Below are 17,404 nucleotides of genomic sequence, written 5' to 3' on the forward strand. Positions count from 1 at the left end.
AGTGCAACGCGATCCCGCCACGCCCACTAAAACCCCAAACTGCGACAGGTTTCCCGATATGGCACCAACGCGCTCCTTATAATGCCGGTTACAACAATTTACAAAAGGTCTTGTACCACCGACCGAACGCCAGGGAATGTACGCGCCACCATGAAATCCGTTCACTTCACATCCGCATTACCGTCTCTGATTTGCCCGATAGCATTAACGGTGTTTTTGGCCGGGTGCCTCGGTGGCGGCGGCAGCGACGGAGATGACGACTCACGCTCGGGACAGATCATGCCGGCGGGTATCTCAGGGCTGACCTATTCCACAGCCAGCCGCAACGGCACCACCGACGTCAACGGACACTTTAACTACTACCCCGGTGAACGGCTCAGCTTTCGCGTCGGCAACCTGCAACTGGCGGAGGGGGTTCCAGCTCGGCCCGTTGTCACCCCACTGGAGTTCTTCCCGGACGTGCGGGCTGCACTGGAGATACCAGGCACCACCGACGAAGGATTGCAGAGCCACCGTCTGACAGAGCAGCAACTGATCCAGAACCACGTCACCCTGATCAACCTGACACGGTTTCTTCTGGCGCTCAACTGGAGCCTGAACCTTTCCAACGGGCAGGGTATCGACATTCGCGACCGGGTTATTACCCAACTGAACGCTGCACTACCCAATCTGAGCACACCTATCGATTTCAACGTCCCCGAAAGCGACTTCGCCAAAGGTGGCGACTCTCTGTCTCCCGCCAACCAGTTGCTTCAAAGCATCTGCTTCTACCCGGCCGACGATGAGCTCTGCGAAGATCCACCCAGCGAATCAGAAATCGCCAACGCGGACCCTCGCCCGGACGAAGAAGAGGACCGTGACGAAAACGTGGAGTATCGGGAAGACCTGCAGAGCAAACGTGATCGCATCCTCAACGCTGTCCGCAGCCTTGAGGATGTCGACGTCGAGGACGCTGAGGGTTATCTCACGCGGGAGCTGGATACAATCACCACCCGGCTGGGCAACCGTTATTATCTGGACGACTATGTGGCAGAGTTCCCCGCTTCGGATACCACCATCAAAACCGTTCAGGTACGCAAGATCGCAGACCAACCTCAACTGGATACCATCGAAGCCATCAGCACCCGCGATCAGGATGTGGTGGTACATTCTTTTGGTTGGCAGTCAGCGTCGGTGGAGTATTTTGTTGCGGGAGAATCTGGCGGGGAATCCGAGCTGTTGGTGAACTTCCGTCCCGAAGGAAACTACCGATGGGTGAAGAAACAGCTCAGGGTGCTTATTCAATAATTGCTCAATCATCGGAGCCGTATCAGCCGCCCACAATGCGTGCCAGGCTCCACCGGGATTCCGCACCAGTCACATCGTAGTGCTCCGGATTCAGCCCTTCCGTGCCATGGGGCAGGCACTCGGCCACTGTCAGGGTATCGTGCACGCCCCGGCCTTCGTTGTATTTTGCAAGGTCCACAATCCGGGCGGACTTCAACGGCCGGTGATCACGGTCCGTCATCACCATAACCTTCGGCCACAACCGACGCTCCGGCGCATGGGAAACCACAATGCCGCGCTGCCCGTCGTTCAGCTCTACCAGGCTGCCGGTGGGGTAAATGCCAATCGCCTGGATAAACTGCTCCACCAGGTCTTCCTGAAATTCAATGTTGCGCATCTCGTACAACAGTGTCACCGCGCGGGCCGGCGTCATTGCGTCCGCTGAATACCGTGGGCTGATCAGTGTCTCGAAATACTCCGACAGCCCCGCCACCTTGGCCAGTAGCGGAATCCGGTCGCCCCGGACACCCTCCGGGAAACCGGACCCGTTATGCCGTTCACGGTGGCCCTGCACAACACTTAGAACAGCCCGGGACAAGCCGCTGTCTGCAAGCTTCACAACACTGCGCTCGACATAAGTGCGGTACACGGCGAAATCGTCTGAGTCCAGCTTACCCTCATTGGTGAGGATACGGGCGGGAAGATCCAGCTTACCAACCTGGGACAGCAAGCAGCCCAGCCCAAGATGGTTCAGAAGGCCTTCATTCAGGCCCAACTGACGACCACAAACCAGCGCCCATACAGCCATATTGAGGGAATGACGATAGGTGTAGTTATCGTGATGCCGGGTGCGGCTGAGCCACAGCATGGCATCCGGGTTGCGGATAACACTGGAGACCATTTTCTGGGTGACGATAGCCACCCCCCGGAGGTCAGGCGTTTCGTCCTGACGGATGGCCTCAAAAACCTGATTCAGCGACGCTTCCGCATCGACCATCAGCTTCCTGGACACCTTCAGTTCTCTACGCATGGTCGTTAAGGATTCGTACTTGACCGGCTCCTTGATGTTGAGCGGCGGTAACTGGACCGATTCGCGCTCATGTCCGAGGCGTTTGGCCGGACGGCTGAAGGCGCGCGTTCCCGGTTTGGTCTGTTCGATGGCCTCACGAACTTCGGCCTCATCGATAATCACCCACTTGCAATGAGTCACCAGTGAACGCACGTCATCCTGCGAGCGGATATGAAAGCCCTGGATGGGGAAAGGTGTCTGATGCCACGGGCGATCAAGATCGGACACAAACATGCCGATCTGCAGATCGTGTACAGCAATTTTCTTTTGGCGGACTCCCACGGGACACCTCTACACGTGCACGAATCGATAATCACTATTGTGACGCCCGCTCAGAAAGAGTCCATTACATTTTTGTAGTGCGAAGTAACCGGAACGCGACAGGGAGTAACGAAAACTATCAACAGGCAACAAAGTGTAGCAATGTGACACCACTCACATTACTGACGTGTGTTAGCCGGGCTATTCATCGTCACAAACCGAATCGTCCAGTTCCGGCGGTCGGGCGTTGAGTGATCCACGGGGAGATTTACGGCTATAGATGGTGTAAGGCACTGTCGAAGCGCGGATATAGTCGATGTTTTCAGCATCATCGCTACTGCCACGAACGGTTTTGAAGGGCTCGCAGGACACCAGCAGATCCAGCGAAGAGTCAATGTCTGCGATGCGAGCCTCTGGATCAACGGCGTTTATCATTATGCAGCGCTTGTCAGCCGCGGGCAACCCCGTGCTGGCGACACGGTCCAGCCCCTCGCGACCACAGGCCCGGATACCCTCACCGCAGGATTCGACGGCGGCATCTTGATGACTGTCATCCACCAAACGCCATTCACGGGCGCTGCATTGGGTTTCAACGGTAATGGGTGTGGACTGGTTATCCGCCACCCACCAGCCAGGGTATTCGGCAGTCTGCCACGTCAACTTGACCTGGCGCTCCTCGCCCATCGAATTCTCGGCGGGGAATACCGCATAGTGTGTGTAGTAGGATGCGCAGCCACTCACCGCTAGTGGAATAACGGCAACCATAAGCCGCACAAGGAAAAAAGGTTTGTTGAACGTCATGCCGGCCAAAACTGTTTATTGATCCGCGAACTGTAGGCCAAAACCGTCGTTGGTCTTGCGCACCACCACCATGTCCAGCACGGGAGCAGGCACCGGCAGGCCCTGCACTTGAACCTGCACACTGTCACCGATCGACGGTTCGAAGGGTTCGGTGTCGACGACAATAAAAACGCCGCCATCGGAAATGTCCCTGGTTGAGAACACGAATTCGCCAAGCTCTTCATGAGTAACCCGAACCTTCGCACTCATTGCCGTGCGACCGTGTACTCTTCGATCATTCCCAGCCATAGTCAGTAAGCCCACCACTTTTTACATAGTTTTTATAGTCTTCCGAAGCATAACACCATTTCCGCGATAAGTTGGCAACGGTGTATTGACAGTCAGCGCAACACAAATAAGAATAGTTGGCATTGTTAACTACCATTACGTCTCACTACACTTCAAAAAATCACCTCTTACCCAAAACCAAAAAGGAAGTCCTACCATGAAGATGAAACTTGCGGCGACTGCCATCGCAGCAGCCTGCGCACTGCCCCTGCAGGCCAGCGCCGACGGCGAGGTCAACATCTACTCCTACCGTCAGGCTTACCTGCTGGAACCGCTGCTGAATGCGTTCCAGGAAGAAACCGGCATCGAAGCCAACGTAGTCTTCGCCAAAAAAGGCCTGGCCGAGCGCCTGGAGCGCGAAGGCCGCAACAGCCCAGCGGACCTGGTGATGACGGTGGATATTTCCCGCATCAACGAGCTGGTTGAACGCGACCTGGTAGAGGGTGTCGAGAACGACACTCTCCAGGAAAACATTCCTGAAAACCTACGCCACCCGGACGGCAAGTGGTTCGCACTTACCACCCGCGGCCGCCTCATCTACGCCTCCAAGGAGCGTGTTGAGGAAGGTGAGATCACCACCTATGAGCAGCTGGCCGACGAAAAGTGGGATGATCGCATCTGTACCCGCAGTGGCAAGCACCCTTACAACATTGCCCTGTTCTCCTCCATGATCGCCCACCATGGCGAAGAAGCCACTGAAGAGTGGCTGGAAGGTCTTAAAGACAACCTGGCACGCAAGCCCCAGGGCGGTGACCGTGACCAGATCAAGGCCATTCATGCCGGCGAGTGCGACATTGCCATCGGTAACAGCTATTACTACGGCAACATGCTGAACGACGAGAACCAGCGCGAGGCCGCCGAGTCTGTCCGCCTGGTGTTCCCCAACGCAGCTGGCCGTGGCACGCATATCAACATCAGCGGCATCGCCCTGACCAAAAGTGCGCCCAACCGGGACAACGCCATTCGCCTGATGGAGTTCCTGTCAGAGCCCAAGGCACAGCAGATTTATGCCGAGGCCAACACCGAATACCCAGCCAACCCCGACGTAAAGCCCTCCGGCATGGTGGCCGAATGGGGTGAGATCAATCCAGACGACCTGTCTCTCCAGGAAATCGCGGAGAACCGCAGTGCAGCGGTGAAAATGGTTGATCGCGTCGATTACGACAACTAAACCAGCCATGTGTTGAAAAAGCCGGGACTCAGGTCCCGGCTTTTTTGTACAATCCGCACCCTATTCCCAATTCACTCAAAGGAAACCTATGTCCGAGGCCATTGAACAGACCGGGGCGAGCTACCCCCTGCTGGCAAAACGGACCTCGAAACGCTGGCTGATCACCGCCGCAGTGACCACCGCCATCGTGGCGCTTCCGGTACTGTCGGTGCTTATCCTGGCGTTGTTTCCGGAAGAAAATATCTGGCCTCACCTGCTGGACACCACGCTTCCCCGCTATCTGGTCACCACACTCCAACTCATGGCCGGCGTGGCTTTCATCACACTGGTTATCGGCCTCGCCACCGCCTGGGCAGTCACCATGTGCGACTTTCCCGGCCGCAAGTTTTTTGAATGGGCCATGCTGCTGCCCTTTGCAGTGCCTGCCTATGTCATCGCTTATGTCTATACCAGCCTTCTGGATTACGCCGGGCCGGTTCAGACAGCCATGCGGGACTGGTTTGGCTGGCGCAACGCCGCCGACTACTGGTTCCCCGAAATTCGCAGCCTGGAAGGCGCCACCCTGATGATCGGCCTGGTGCTCTATCCCTATGTTTACCTGCTGGCACGGGCCGCGTTCCTGGAGCAATCCCCTTCCCTGTTTGCGGTCAGCCGTAGCCTGGGGCATTCCGCCATCAGCACCTTCTTCCGGGTGGTGCTGCCGATCGCCCGGCCAGCCGTTGCCGTTGGCCTGTCGCTGGTATTGATGGAAACGCTGAACGACTTCGGTACGGTGGATTTCTTCGCGGTACAAACCCTGACCGCCGGCCTGTTCGACACCTGGATGAACCTGGGTAATCTGGGAGGTGCTGCGCAGATCGCCACAACCATGCTGGCCTTCGTCGTCATCCTGGTGACTCTGGAGCGCTATTCCCGTCGCAAACAGCAACAGTTCGCGGCGCGGGACAACCGCGAGCCAATCCGCCGCTTCTCGCTGTCACGCCCGCGCCAGTGGGTCTGCGTGGCCGTCTGCGCCGTTCCAGTGATCTTCGGTTTCCTGCTGCCAGCCGCCACTCTTGGCCACTATGCCTGGGAATACTTCGACGAGAGCTGGAACCCGGACTTCGTCCGTAACACCCTGAATAGCCTGTTCCTCTCGGGAACCGCCGCGCTGACCACGCTGATTATTGGTGTCACCCTCGCCTACAGCCGCCGCCTGCACGATACCCGGGGTATGCGCGTGATGATGCGGCTGTCCAGCCTGGGCTACGCCATGCCCGGCGCCGTGCTTGCAGTGGGTGTGATTGTGCCGTTGGCAGGTTTCGACAATTGGGTGGATGATATCCTGAGGGACAGCTTTGGTGTCAGCAGCGGGCTGCTGCTTAGTGGTAGTGCCTTTGCGCTGGTGTTCGCCTATACCGTACGCTTCCTGGCGGTCTCCGCCGGCAGTGTGGAAAGCGCCCTGCAGAAGATCACCCCCAACATGGACATGGCCTCCCGGTCCCTCGGCCATTCACCGGGCAACACACTGCTGAAGGTTCACTTACCGATGTTGCGGGGCACCTTGATTACGGCAGCGTTGGTGGTGTTCGTGGACTGTATGAAGGAACTGCCGGCGACGTTAATCCTGCGGCCCTTTAATTTTGAAACCCTGGCCACCTACGTGTATCAGTTTGCCTCGGACGAGAAGCTGGCCCACAGCGCCCTGCCGGCATTGATCATCGTGCTGGCCGGCATCATTCCGATCATCCTGATGAGCAAGTCCATTTCCGACACCCGGGCCATTAGCTGACGTTCGCCATCGTCAGGCCTGCAGCCGGGAATTCCGTTCAGATCACCGAACGGGAATGCGCGCCCTGAACCACAAAGCGGCCCTGGAAAACCGCAACGGGTTCTCTGACAGGCTCCGTGGTGGGTTCGCCGCAGTACACTTCAGCAATCAGGGAAAGACGGCCTTTACCATGGCGGGCCAGGCTCTTTCGGAACCGGGCAGGGACTTCACCGCCGGGAAGGCGGCAAAGGGCGAAGAAGTTGGTGTCTACCGGTTCAATGTGCTCGATTTCACCCATCTGGATCACTACGTTTCCGGCCAACCCCAGGTCGGTCAATACCAGCTCAACCAACCCCCAGGCGGAGATCACCGCAACGGAGTACACACTACCTCCGAAGCCAGTACCCTGATGGTTGTGATTGGGAGCCAGCGGAGCACTGACCAACAACGTGTGTCCGTCATAGGAAACCAGCTCCACACCCAACGCTTCCGAGAGCGGAATCATGTCATGAATGCGTTTCTGAAACCGGGCTAACTGAGTCATATTCCCTCCTGAATATGTCTTCAGTTTAGGCCCGTTTCAGCGCTTTCCCTATGCGACTTACGTCGGTTTTTTCTACTGCCAGATGACCGGCTGCCGCTTCGCGTACCAGGTGTCCACATTTTCCTGGTAGGCATCCTCCACCACATTGCGCTTCAGTTTCAGTGTGGGGGTCAGGAAGCTGTTCTCGATGGACCATTCATCGCTCACCACGGTAATGAACGCCAGTTGCTCGTGAGGGTCCACGGTCTTGTTCACGTCCGCGATCAACTGCGTGAAGCTGGCCTCGATGTCATTGCGGAATGCTTCATCGGCCATCTTCGGACGAATCTCCTCGCCCAGCATTACCAGCGCGTGAGGTTGCGTCTGATTGGCACCCGACACGCACACCATCTCGATGGCCTCATGGGACATCAGGCGGTTCTCGATCGGCGCGGGGGCGATGTACTTACCCTTGCTGGTCTTGAAGATTTCCTTGATGCGGCCAGTCAGCTTCAGGCGGCCCATCTCATCAATCTCGCCTTTATCTCCGGTTCTGAGGAAGTTATCGTCCGAGAAGGTCTCGCGGGTTTTTTCCTCATCCTTGTAGTAGCCCATCATCGTTGCGGGGCTCTTCACCAGCACTTCGCCCTCGTCGCTGATCTTCATTTCCACGCCGGGTAACGCTTCACCCACGTAGCCGGTACGGGAACGGCCAGGCTTGTTCATGTGGGAATAGGCAAAGTTCTCGGACATGCCATAGCCTTCCAGCAGTTCCAGCCCCAGGTTGCGGTACCAGTCCAGTACATCGTTGGACAGGGGTGCGGAGCCACTGCCCGCCAGTTTGACCTTGTTCAGGCCCAGCCCCTTTAGCACCTTCTTCTTGATCACCTTGTTCAGCAGCGGAACCTTCAGCAGCTTTTCCAGCTTCTCCTTGGGCAGCTTCTGCAGAACGCCATGCTGGAACTTCACCCATAGGCGGGGCACTGACAGGAACAATGTGGGCTGCGCGCGCTGCAGATCCTGAACAAAGGTATCCAACGACTCGGCGAAGAACAGCTGAAAACCGGAATACAGCGAGCCCAATTCTACAAACGTGCGCTCGAAAACATGCGCCAGCGGCAGGTAGGACAGCATACGCTCGTCCGCACCCACACCCAGCACCTGAGTGCCGCCAACTGCCGCAAACGCCATATTGTGGAAACTCAGCATGACGCCCTTTGGCCGACCGGTACTACCGGACGTATACACGATCGTCGCCAGCTCATCCGCATCTCGCTGGATGTTTTCCTCCAACGGAGGGTACTTGCCAACAAGGTCATCCCAGGTTTCAAAGTCGTTGGGCGGGCTCAGTGGGTAAGAAATACAGCGCACGGACTCCGGCACGCCTGACTTCATCAGGTCCCAGTCATCCAGCTTGCCAACGAACAGAACCTCGCATTCGCTGTGGTTGAGGATGTAGTTCACAGTATCGGCATTCAAGGTGGGATACAGCGGCACGGAAACATGGCCAGCCATCCAGATGGCCCAGTCCGACATAATCCACTGCGCACAGTTCTTGGAAATGATCCCGACCCGGCTCTTCTCCGGCAGGTTCAGGGATTTCAGGTACGAGGCCATCCTGCGGGCTTCGTCCACCGCGCGCTTCCAGGTGTATTCAACAACCTTGCCGTCGCCAATGGGCTGAGTCAGGTACAGGGAATCCGCCTTGGCGTGTTCCCAGTGATAAACCATATCCAGGGGGAGTTTGTCAGTAGTGTCCATGGACCTTCCTTGCGTTGTGTTATTTTTGAATTATCGGTGTTTTTAGTATGTAAGGGCTACAGTGCATTAGACTTTAGTAGCCTATTTCACCACAGCCATCACCGTCAAAACGTGACGGAACTAAAACTATTCCACTTCACATGTACTTTTGGCTGGCATACCCCCGCGCGAATCCCTGTAAAAGGTACCTTCCCTTACCCATCAATCCAATAGCCTGTGATAAACTCCCGCCCCATTATTAAACGCGCGTTCGATCTCCCGGCGCGCCAAACAGTCTGAACAGACCCGGAGACCGGTTTATGGCCAACAAGATTCTGCGTACGCTGATCGGCACCGCCCTGCTGGCAATGGCGGCCATGGCACCCGCCATTGCACAGAGCGACGAACAGCGGGTAGTCGCCATCACCCAGATTGTGGAGCATCCGGCACTAGATGCTGTCTATCAGGGCGTCAGAGACGAACTGGAAGCACAGGGATACAACGACGGCGAACAGGTTCGCATCATGCACGAAAGCGCCCAGGGTAACGCCGCTATCGCGTCACAGATTGCCCGCAAATTCGTGGGTGAAGGCCCGGATGTGATCGTCGCCATCGCCACGCCATCGGCCCAGACCATGGCAGCCGCCGCCCGCCAGACTCCAGTAGTCTTCTCCGCAGTGACCGACCCAGTCGGCGCCAAACTGGTGAAAAGCCTGAAGGCTCCGGGAGCCAACATCACCGGCGTGACCGACATGCTGCCCATCGAACGCCACCTCGACCTGCTCGAGCGGGTGGTGCCAGACGCCAAACGCATCGGCACCGTCTACAACCCCGGAGAAGCCAACGCCGTGGCGCTGGTGGAGCTGCTTGAGGAGCGCCTGCAGGCCCGTGACATGGAACTGGTTAAAGCCGCCGCCACCAAGACCTCGGAAGTGCTCGGTGCTGCTCGCTCCCTGGTGGGCAAAGCGGACGCTATTTACCTGACCACCGACAACACCGTCATCAGCGCCGTGGAAGCCGTCATTTCCGTGGGCGAGCGCGCCAGTATTCCGGTCTTCGCCGCTGATACCGCCACCGTCGGCCGTGGCGCCGCTGCGGCACTGGGCTTCGACTACTACGACCACGGCCGCCAGACCGGCGCCATGGTGGCCCGTATCCTGGAAGGTGCCAACCCCGGTGACATGGACGTGGAATCCGTGGACACCCTGGAACTGTTCGTGAACCCCGCTGCCGCAGAGCGCATGGGCATTACCCTGTCCGACGACCTGATCAGCGATGCGAAAAAAGTCGTAAACAGCGACAAGTAACCCACTGTTAGCGGGCGGCCTCACAAGGGCTGCCCGTTTTCATTTACGGTGACCCTATCCCATGCTTAGTAACATTGCCTTTTATGGCGCCATCGAAACCGGCCTGATCTACGGGCTGGTCGCCTTCGGTATCTACCTTTCGTTTCGCGTACTCGACTTCCCGGACCTGACCGTAGACGGCAGCTTTCCCCTGGGCGCCGCCGTGGCAGCCGTCCTCATTATTGAGGGCGTGAACCCCTGGCTGGCCACGGGTGCTGCCGTTATCGCCGGCATGGGCGCCGGTGCGGTAACCGCGCTGCTGAACGTCAAGCTCAACATTCTCAACCTGCTGGCGTCCATCCTCACCATGATCGCGCTGTATTCGGTCAACCTGCGCATCATGGGCCGGCCCAACATTGCCCTGCTCACCGAGGAAACCGTACTCACACCCTGGTACGACCTTGGCCTGGCCTACCATCAGGTGCCGGTACTGTTATTCATCATCGTGGTGATGGCGAGCCTGTTGCTGCTGTGGCGGTTCATGAAATCCGAAACCGGGCTGGCCATGCGCGCCACCGGCGCCAACCCTCGAATGGCCCGGGCACAAGGTATCGCCACCGGTGCGATGATTGTGCTGGGGGTTGCCGTCTCCAATGGCCTGGTGGGCCTCGCCGGTGCCCTGTTCGCCCAGAGCCAGGGCGCTGCGGACGTGACCATGGGTGTGGGCGTGATCGTGATCGGCCTGGCCTCACTGATCGGTGGTGAAGCCGTGCTCACGCCGTCTACTGTTCTCCGAGCCCTGATTGCCTGCGTGATCGGCGCTATTGTCTACCGCCTGGCCATTGCCCTGGCGTTGAACGCTGATTTCCTGGGGCTACAGGCCCAGGACCTGAACCTGATCACTGCCGTGCTGGTTACCCTGGCCATTGTGCTGCCCGGTGTTCGCACGTCCGTTGCCGCGCGGTTTACCCGCAAAAAGGCCTGAGGAGGAAGCATGATTACAGCAACCGACCTGACCCTGACCTTTGGCAAGGGCACACCGCTCGAAAACCCGGCCCTCCGGGGCATGAGCCTGACCGTCAACCAGGGCGAATTCGTCACCGTGATCGGCAGCAACGGTGCCGGCAAATCCACCTTCCTCAACGCCCTCGCCGGCGAGGTCATGGTGGACAGCGGCAATATCATCGTCGACAACCAGGACGTGACAAAGCTGCCCACCCACAAGCGCGCCGGCCGGGTAGCCCGCGTATTCCAGGACCCTCTGGCGGGCACCTGCGAAGGCCTGTCCATCGAGGAAAACCTCGCCCTGGCCATCAAGCGCGGCCAACGCCGTGGATTGAGCGCTGCCGTAAAAGCCCGCTACACGGACCAGTTCAAAACCAGCCTGACCTCCCTCAACCTGGGCCTGGAAAATCGTCTGGGCGACAAGATGGGCCTGCTTTCCGGCGGCCAACGCCAGGCTGTCAGCCTGTTGATGGCCAGCCTGACACCCTCTGCCATCCTGCTGCTGGACGAACACACCGCCGCGCTGGACCCGAAAACCGCCTCCTTCGTGTTGGACCTGACTACACAGATCATCGAAGAGCAGAAGCTCACCGCGCTGATGGTCACCCACAGCATGAAACAGGCGCTGGAAGTGGGCGACCGTACCGTGATGCTGCACCAGGGCCAAGTGGTGTTTGATATTGCTGGCCAGGACCGGGAAGGACTGGAAGTGAAAGATCTGCTGGAACTGTTCGAGAAGCAGCGCGGGCTGGAAGTGGACGACGACAGCTTATTGTTGGGCTAATCACACTCGCCGGCAAACTCGTCTACGGGGCACCTTGCATGCCCCGTAGACAGTCTGGTCACTAGTGACCGTACACCCGCATCTGGGTATTGGTAATCGCCAGGTCATCGATGAAGATCTGGCCGATCGAGGCCTGCCCCACAATCACCTCCTGCATACCGATGTCCGCCGCAAAGCTGGGCATATCGATCGCGAGGGAGGAACCACCGTCTGCACGCTGGCCGTTGTAGATGTACAGGTCCACTTCCGCGAACAGGTCCAACACGCTCGGGAAGGTCTGGTCGTAGTCCGCACCGGTCAGTGAAAGGCCCCGAATTCCCACGGCCGCAAACGGCACATCGAAGTCCATCACTTCAATGGCGAACGCCGAACGCAGCCGCATAACGTCGGTATCTGTATCGATGTGGATAGAGCCACGCCCCAACACACCTTCAATAAACAGATTGTCCATAAGTGCCGTGTTCTGGCCGCCCTGCCCCCACAATTCCCACGCACCGGACGTCACCCGGAAATCAATGGCATTGAAGTATTGGGGGCGGATATTGATGGCCGCATCGCCGTCGGCGAGCACGTCGATATCGATACGGATGTTGTCCAGCAGGTCATTGGAATCCGGCCCGCCCAGGCCATTGAAACCAAAAAAATCAGTCCGTTCCGCGCCGCCGATGCTGATATCGCTGATCGTCAGCGACCCTTCATCGGTATAGATAAAGCGGTCCATATTGATCTTGGTTTCCAGCTCAATGGACACACCGGCCTGGCCGGTGATATTCCCCATTGCGCTGTCTTCCAGCATCACAATGTCTGCCATAGCGGCAGCAGGCAACCCTGCGACGCCCAGCGCAAGCAGTGTTCGTTTCAGGCCTTTCATTATTATGTTCCTTTTATAGTCGTTTTCACTTCCTGTGGGCCACTACCTCTTACGACTCCACATCACTACTTTAGCGACAGGTATAAAACGGGTACGTGCACCGGTCACATTTAACGGACCTTTTGAACTTTTTTCAGGTTTTTTGCTGCATAGTTTTTGACCACAACATCTAGTGGTTTTAAGAAAAACGCCTCAAGACGGCGTTTCTATGGGCATTTCATGATTTTCAAGCATTCACCCATTGATTTTCTTTCGCGATGGGCCGCAATCTATAGTTGTCTTCTTATTCACAGACCACTATATCCTGTTATACTCATTCCACATTCACCCATATATAGGGTTTGCTCGGCCGACCAACCACAGGCGGCGCACCAGTGGACCACGCGGGTGACCATCTTTCCTGAAAACCCGCTGTTGCGCCCTTTTCAGAGCGGACGGCGGGTTAGAAAAACACCAGATCTAGTGTTCCACCAGATCTGAAGCACAACGGCCTTCCAGGCCGAGACATCTTAACGACACATGGGATATGGCCGGCTGTGGTTTGCAGCGGTCATCAAAAGACATACCGGACATCCGAGGGTGGCAATGAACGCTAAAGCACAGGCAGTGGTAACAACGATCCCAATGCAGGAAGCTTCGCTGGACATCTGGAACAGCAAGTACCAACTCAAAACCAAAACCGGCGAACCCGTCGATAAAGACATCGAAGCAACTTACGAGCGCGTTGCCACTGCCCTTGCCGAAGTGGAAAACAAAGCCAACCGTGCCAAGCACAAGAAAGAATTCGTCTGGGCCCTGCGCCACGGTGCCATCCCTGCTGGCCGTATTACCTCCAACGCCGGCGCGGAAGCCCACAAACCAGCCACGTCCACCATCAACTGCACCGTGTCTGGCTCCGTTCAGGACTCCATGAACGACATTCTGGAGAAAAACCACGAAGCCGGCCTTACCCTCAAAGCCGGCTGCGGTATTGGTTATGAGTTCTCCACCCTGCGCCCCCGCGGCGCCTATGTGGCCGGCGCAGGTGCTACCACCTCCGGCCCGCTGTCGTTCATGGATATCTTTGACCGCATGTGCTTCACCGTGTCTTCCGCCGGTGGCCGCCGAGGCGCCCAGATGGCCACCTTCGACGTGCACCACCCGGACGTGATCGACTTTATCCAGGCCAAGCGTGAAGATGGCCGCCTGCGCCAGTTCAACCTGTCCCTGCTGATCACCGAAGACTTCATCGAAGCCGTGCGCAATGGCGACGACTGGCACCTGTCATTCCCCGTCACCGAGAAAGAGGTGGCCGATGAGGAACTGGACCTGTCCGACACCACCCAGTTCGTATACCGCGACTTCCCGATCCAGAAAGGCTACGTGGTCAATGGTGAAGGCAAGGTAGCCTGCCGCATCTACCGTACCCTGAAAGCCCAGTTCATCTGGGACACCATCATGACCAGCACCTACGACTACGCCGAGCCAGGGTTCATCCTGATCGACAAGGTCAACCAGATGAACAACAACTGGTTCTGCGAAGACATCCGCGCCACCAACCCCTGTGGCGAGCAGCCCCTGCCCCCTTATGGCAGCTGCCTGCTGGGCTCTGTGAACCTGACCATGTTCGTGGACTACCCGTTCACCGACAAGGCCAGCTTCAACTATGAGAAGTACCGCAAGGTGGTGGGTATCTTCACGCGCATGCTGGACAACGTCGTGGAAATCAACGGCCTGCCGTTGGAAGAGCAGCGCCACGAAATCACCTACAAGCGCCGCCACGGCATGGGCATCCTCGGCCTGGGCTCCACCCTCGCCATGCTGCGCATGCCTTACGGCTCGTCTGAATCCGTGCAGTTCACCGAGGAAGTCGTACGTGAAATGGCCGTGGAAGGCTGGCGCCAGTCCCTGGCCCTGGCCGACGAGAAAGGCCCGGCGCCGATCATGAACGACGAGTTTGAAGTTACCCCCAAGATGCTAACCAAGTGCCCACAGCTGTCCCAGGATGGCTACAAGCTGGGAGACAAGCTCAAGGGCAAGGTACTGCACGCCAGGTACAGCAAGTACATGCAGCAGATCGCCGGCGTGGAGCCGGAGCTGATCAAGCAACTGGCCGAGAAAGGTGGCCGCTTCACGCACCACACCTCCATCGCGCCTACCGGCACCATCAGCCTGTCGCTGGCCAACAACGCCAGTAACGGCATCGAGCCGAGTTTCTCGCACCACTACGCGCGCAACATCATTCGCGAGGGGCGCAAGACCAAGGAAAAAGTCGACGTATTCTCCTTCGAGCTGCTGGCTTACCGCCACATGATCAACCCCGGTGCCATGCCCTTCTCCGAAGAAGAAGACAAGCGCCTGCCCCACTACTTCACTACGTCTGAAGATGTGACGCCGGCGCAGCACGTGGACATCCAGGCCGCGGCCCAACTGTGGGTGGACTCATCCATCTCCAAGACCGCCAACGTGCCCCAGGACTTCGCGTACACGGACTTCAAAGACATCTACATGTACGCCTACGACAAAGGCCTGAAGGGTTGCACCACCTTCCGCTTTAACCCGGAAGCCTTCCAGGGCGTGCTGGTTCAGGAGAAAGACCTGGAAAACACACTGTACGAATTCACCCTGGACGACGGCAGCAAGGTGACCCTCAAGGGCAACGAACAGGTGGAGTACGACGGCGAGCTCCATAACGCCGCCAACCTGTTTGATGCGCTTAAAGAAGGCACCTACGGCAAATACTGATCCCGGGAACCGACACAGGACAACGACCATGACCGTTAAAATCAGCAACAAAATCGTCGGCTACCGCGTAAAGAAAGCCGACCCTGAAGCAGCACAGCCAGCCGCACAGCCGGAGCACAAGCCGGTTGAGATGAACGAATACATCGAGCGGCCGGACTTCCTGCTGGGCACCACTTACAAGATCAAGCCGCCGGTGGCCGAGCACGCGATGTACATCACCATCAATGACATCCTGCTGAACGAAGGCACCGACCACGAAAGCCGGCAGCCGTACGAAGTGTTCATCAATTCCAAGTCGATGGAACACTTCCAGTGGGTCATCGCCCTCACCCGCGTTGTTTCCGCCGTATTCCGCAAAGGCGGCGACGTGACCTTCCTGGTGGAAGAACTGCGCAGCGTGTACGACCCCAACGGTGGCTACTTCAAGAAAGGCGGCGTATTCATGCCCTCTCTCGTCGCCGAAATTGGCGCCGTGATCGAGAAGCACCTCAAGGCCATCGGCCTGATTGAAAGCGAAGAAATGAGCGAAGTTACCAAACGCATTCTCGCCGAAAAACGCGCCGAATTCGAAGCCAGCCACACCACGGCCACAAACGACGACAAAGCCGGCGACTACCCACCCAACGCCACCATGTGCGGCAAGTGCAGCACCAAGGCGGTGATTGTGATGGACGGGTGCGCGACTTGCCTGTCTTGTGGCGACAGCAAGTGCGGTTGAGGTGATTGACTGCGATGAATGATAAGAAGGCCTGGGGTGTAAAAACCTCGGGCCTTTTTTGTTTTGGGTCGGTGGAATCATTTGACCGTTTTACGATTGCGAAAATGCGACTGCGTCATGATTGCGCAGTAAAAAAATTACCGACTTGGCTGTTTCGCTTTGCAAGCTATTGGATTTACGGCTAGTTTTACCGAGTATTCAAAGGATTGGTGAGATCGTGAAATGTAATAACGAAGCGGTCGCATTTTCGCGATCATTGAGACGTCGATCTAACTGCTGTTATGCCCTACGGTGCTATGAGTAACTATTACGTCTACGTGTACATTGATCCTAGGAATTTTGAGGAGTTTTACTTTGGAAAAGGTAAAGGTTCCCGTAAGCATGCTCACCTGAATGACGACTCAGATAGCGAAAAATCCCGGCGGATAGAAGCCATCAAGAAAGAAGGATTGGAGCCAATCATCAGGGTTATCGCTCGCAATCTATCTGAACACGATGCGCTGCTGGTTGAGAAGACGCTACTCTGGAAGTTGGGCAAGCAGCTAACGAATATATCCTCGGGCCACTACGCAAACAATTTCCGTCCGCACGATTCCCTGCACAAACACCTTTCGGGATTCGATTTTCAAAATGGGCTGTATTACTACAACGTAGGGGAAGGTGTGCATCGAAACTGGGATGACTACGTTACCTACGGGTTTATCTCCGCAGGTCAGGCACCAAGATTTCGGGATGCAATGCTGGGTTTGCAGACAGGGGATTTTGTCGCAGCATATCTTAAGCGCCACGGTTTTGTTGGGGTTGGGCAAATTACTCAAAGTGCGCGCCCGGTGCGTGACGTTCTGGTAGGTGGTATCCCACTTTTGCAGAAAGAGCTGGCATGCCCAAATATTGCGGAAAACTCGAACGATCTCGATAACTCGGAGTATGTCGCACTCGTAGATTGGATCAGGACTGTTCCGCGAAACGAGGCAAGATGGAAGTCAAAGAGTGGGTTGTTTACTTCGCAGCTCATCCGAGCCTCGCTGGATGGCCAGCCGGAAACTGTAAAGTTTTTGGAGCAGGAGTTTGCCGTTGATTTCGCAGAACTTTTGGCATAACAATCGGC

Annotated in this window: 15 protein-coding genes; 9 read left to right on the top strand and 6 right to left on the bottom strand. The window is 57.1% G+C overall.

Annotated features, from left to right (window positions below; genetic code table 11):
• Window positions 1-150: 150 nt before the first annotated feature.
• Window positions 151-1,287, top strand: coding sequence for an organic solvent ABC transporter permease (locus AC13D2_RS10130; protein WP_482938557.1), 1,137 nt, complete (start codon window positions 151-153; stop codon window positions 1,285-1,287).
• A gap of 22 nt (window positions 1,288-1,309) precedes the next feature.
• On the opposite strand, the gene AC13D2_RS10135 is transcribed toward AC13D2_RS10130, so the two are convergent.
• The 3 genes from AC13D2_RS10135 to AC13D2_RS10145 all read right to left on the bottom strand — a co-directional run bounded on the left by AC13D2_RS10135 (window position 1,310) and on the right by AC13D2_RS10145 (window position 3,685).
• The gene (locus AC13D2_RS10135) at window positions 1,310-2,617 is read right to left on the bottom strand and encodes an HD-GYP domain-containing protein (RefSeq protein ID WP_420391055.1); all 1,308 of its coding nucleotides are present in this window, start codon (window positions 2,615-2,617) and stop codon (window positions 1,310-1,312) included.
• Between the two features lie 180 nt (window positions 2,618-2,797).
• On the bottom strand, window positions 2,798-3,397 hold the full coding sequence (locus AC13D2_RS10140) for a hypothetical protein (RefSeq protein ID WP_482938558.1): 600 nt from the start codon (window positions 3,395-3,397) through the stop codon (window positions 2,798-2,800).
• A gap of 15 nt (window positions 3,398-3,412) precedes the next feature.
• Window positions 3,413-3,685 carry a PilZ domain-containing protein gene (locus AC13D2_RS10145; RefSeq protein WP_292050032.1) on the bottom strand — a complete coding sequence of 91 codons (273 nt, stop codon included), beginning with the start codon at window positions 3,683-3,685 and terminating at the stop codon, window positions 3,413-3,415.
• A gap of 196 nt (window positions 3,686-3,881) precedes the next feature.
• On the opposite strand from AC13D2_RS10145, the gene AC13D2_RS10150 reads away from it, so the two are divergent.
• Window positions 3,882-4,895 (top strand): Fe(3+) ABC transporter substrate-binding protein, encoded by a 1,014-nt coding sequence (locus AC13D2_RS10150; protein ID WP_482938559.1) that lies wholly within the window; start codon window positions 3,882-3,884, stop codon window positions 4,893-4,895.
• Between the two features lie 88 nt (window positions 4,896-4,983).
• On the top strand, window positions 4,984-6,666 hold the full coding sequence (locus tag AC13D2_RS10155) for an ABC transporter permease (RefSeq protein ID WP_482938560.1): 1,683 nt from the start codon (window positions 4,984-4,986) through the stop codon (window positions 6,664-6,666).
• A gap of 37 nt (window positions 6,667-6,703) precedes the next feature.
• Here AC13D2_RS10155 and AC13D2_RS10160 read toward each other — a convergent pair whose 3' ends face one another.
• Window positions 6,704-7,189, bottom strand: coding sequence for a thioesterase domain-containing protein (locus AC13D2_RS10160; protein ID WP_482938561.1), 486 nt, complete (start codon window positions 7,187-7,189; stop codon window positions 6,704-6,706).
• 72 nt (window positions 7,190-7,261) lie between these two features.
• Window positions 7,262-8,929, bottom strand: coding sequence for an AMP-binding protein (locus AC13D2_RS10165; RefSeq protein WP_482938562.1), 1,668 nt, complete (start codon window positions 8,927-8,929; stop codon window positions 7,262-7,264).
• Between the two features lie 299 nt (window positions 8,930-9,228).
• Here AC13D2_RS10165 and AC13D2_RS10170 point away from each other — a divergent pair, with 299 nt between their 5' ends.
• From AC13D2_RS10170 to AC13D2_RS10180, 3 genes are all read left to right on the top strand, one after another.
• Window positions 9,229-10,215 (top strand): ABC transporter substrate-binding protein, encoded by a 987-nt coding sequence (locus AC13D2_RS10170; protein WP_421910677.1) that lies wholly within the window; start codon window positions 9,229-9,231, stop codon window positions 10,213-10,215.
• A 61-nt stretch (window positions 10,216-10,276) separates the two neighbouring features.
• Complete coding sequence (locus tag AC13D2_RS10175) at window positions 10,277-11,179, top strand: ABC transporter permease (protein ID WP_300498082.1); 903 nt, start codon at window positions 10,277-10,279, stop codon at window positions 11,177-11,179.
• 9 nt (window positions 11,180-11,188) lie between these two features.
• Window positions 11,189-11,983, top strand: coding sequence for an ABC transporter ATP-binding protein (locus AC13D2_RS10180; RefSeq protein WP_482938563.1), 795 nt, complete (start codon window positions 11,189-11,191; stop codon window positions 11,981-11,983).
• A gap of 61 nt (window positions 11,984-12,044) precedes the next feature.
• Here AC13D2_RS10180 and AC13D2_RS10185 read toward each other — a convergent pair whose 3' ends face one another.
• Window positions 12,045-12,854: a DUF6160 family protein gene (locus AC13D2_RS10185; RefSeq protein ID WP_292050024.1), complete on the bottom strand. Its 810-nt coding sequence runs from the start codon at window positions 12,852-12,854 to the stop codon at window positions 12,045-12,047.
• Between the two features lie 585 nt (window positions 12,855-13,439).
• On the opposite strand from AC13D2_RS10185, the gene AC13D2_RS10190 reads away from it, so the two are divergent.
• From AC13D2_RS10190 to AC13D2_RS10200, 3 genes are all read left to right on the top strand, one after another.
• Window positions 13,440-15,578, top strand: a complete 2,139-nt coding sequence (locus AC13D2_RS10190; protein ID WP_292050023.1) for an adenosylcobalamin-dependent ribonucleoside-diphosphate reductase — start codon at window positions 13,440-13,442, stop codon at window positions 15,576-15,578.
• Between the two features lie 28 nt (window positions 15,579-15,606).
• Window positions 15,607-16,296 carry a TSCPD domain-containing protein gene (locus AC13D2_RS10195; protein WP_292050022.1) on the top strand — a complete coding sequence of 230 codons (690 nt, stop codon included), beginning with the start codon at window positions 15,607-15,609 and terminating at the stop codon, window positions 16,294-16,296.
• A gap of 296 nt (window positions 16,297-16,592) precedes the next feature.
• Window positions 16,593-17,396 (top strand): GIY-YIG nuclease family protein, encoded by an 804-nt coding sequence (locus AC13D2_RS10200; protein ID WP_292050021.1) that lies wholly within the window; start codon window positions 16,593-16,595, stop codon window positions 17,394-17,396.
• Window positions 17,397-17,404 lie beyond the last annotated feature (8 nt).

The organism is Marinobacter sp. B-12, from assembly GCF_056857915.1.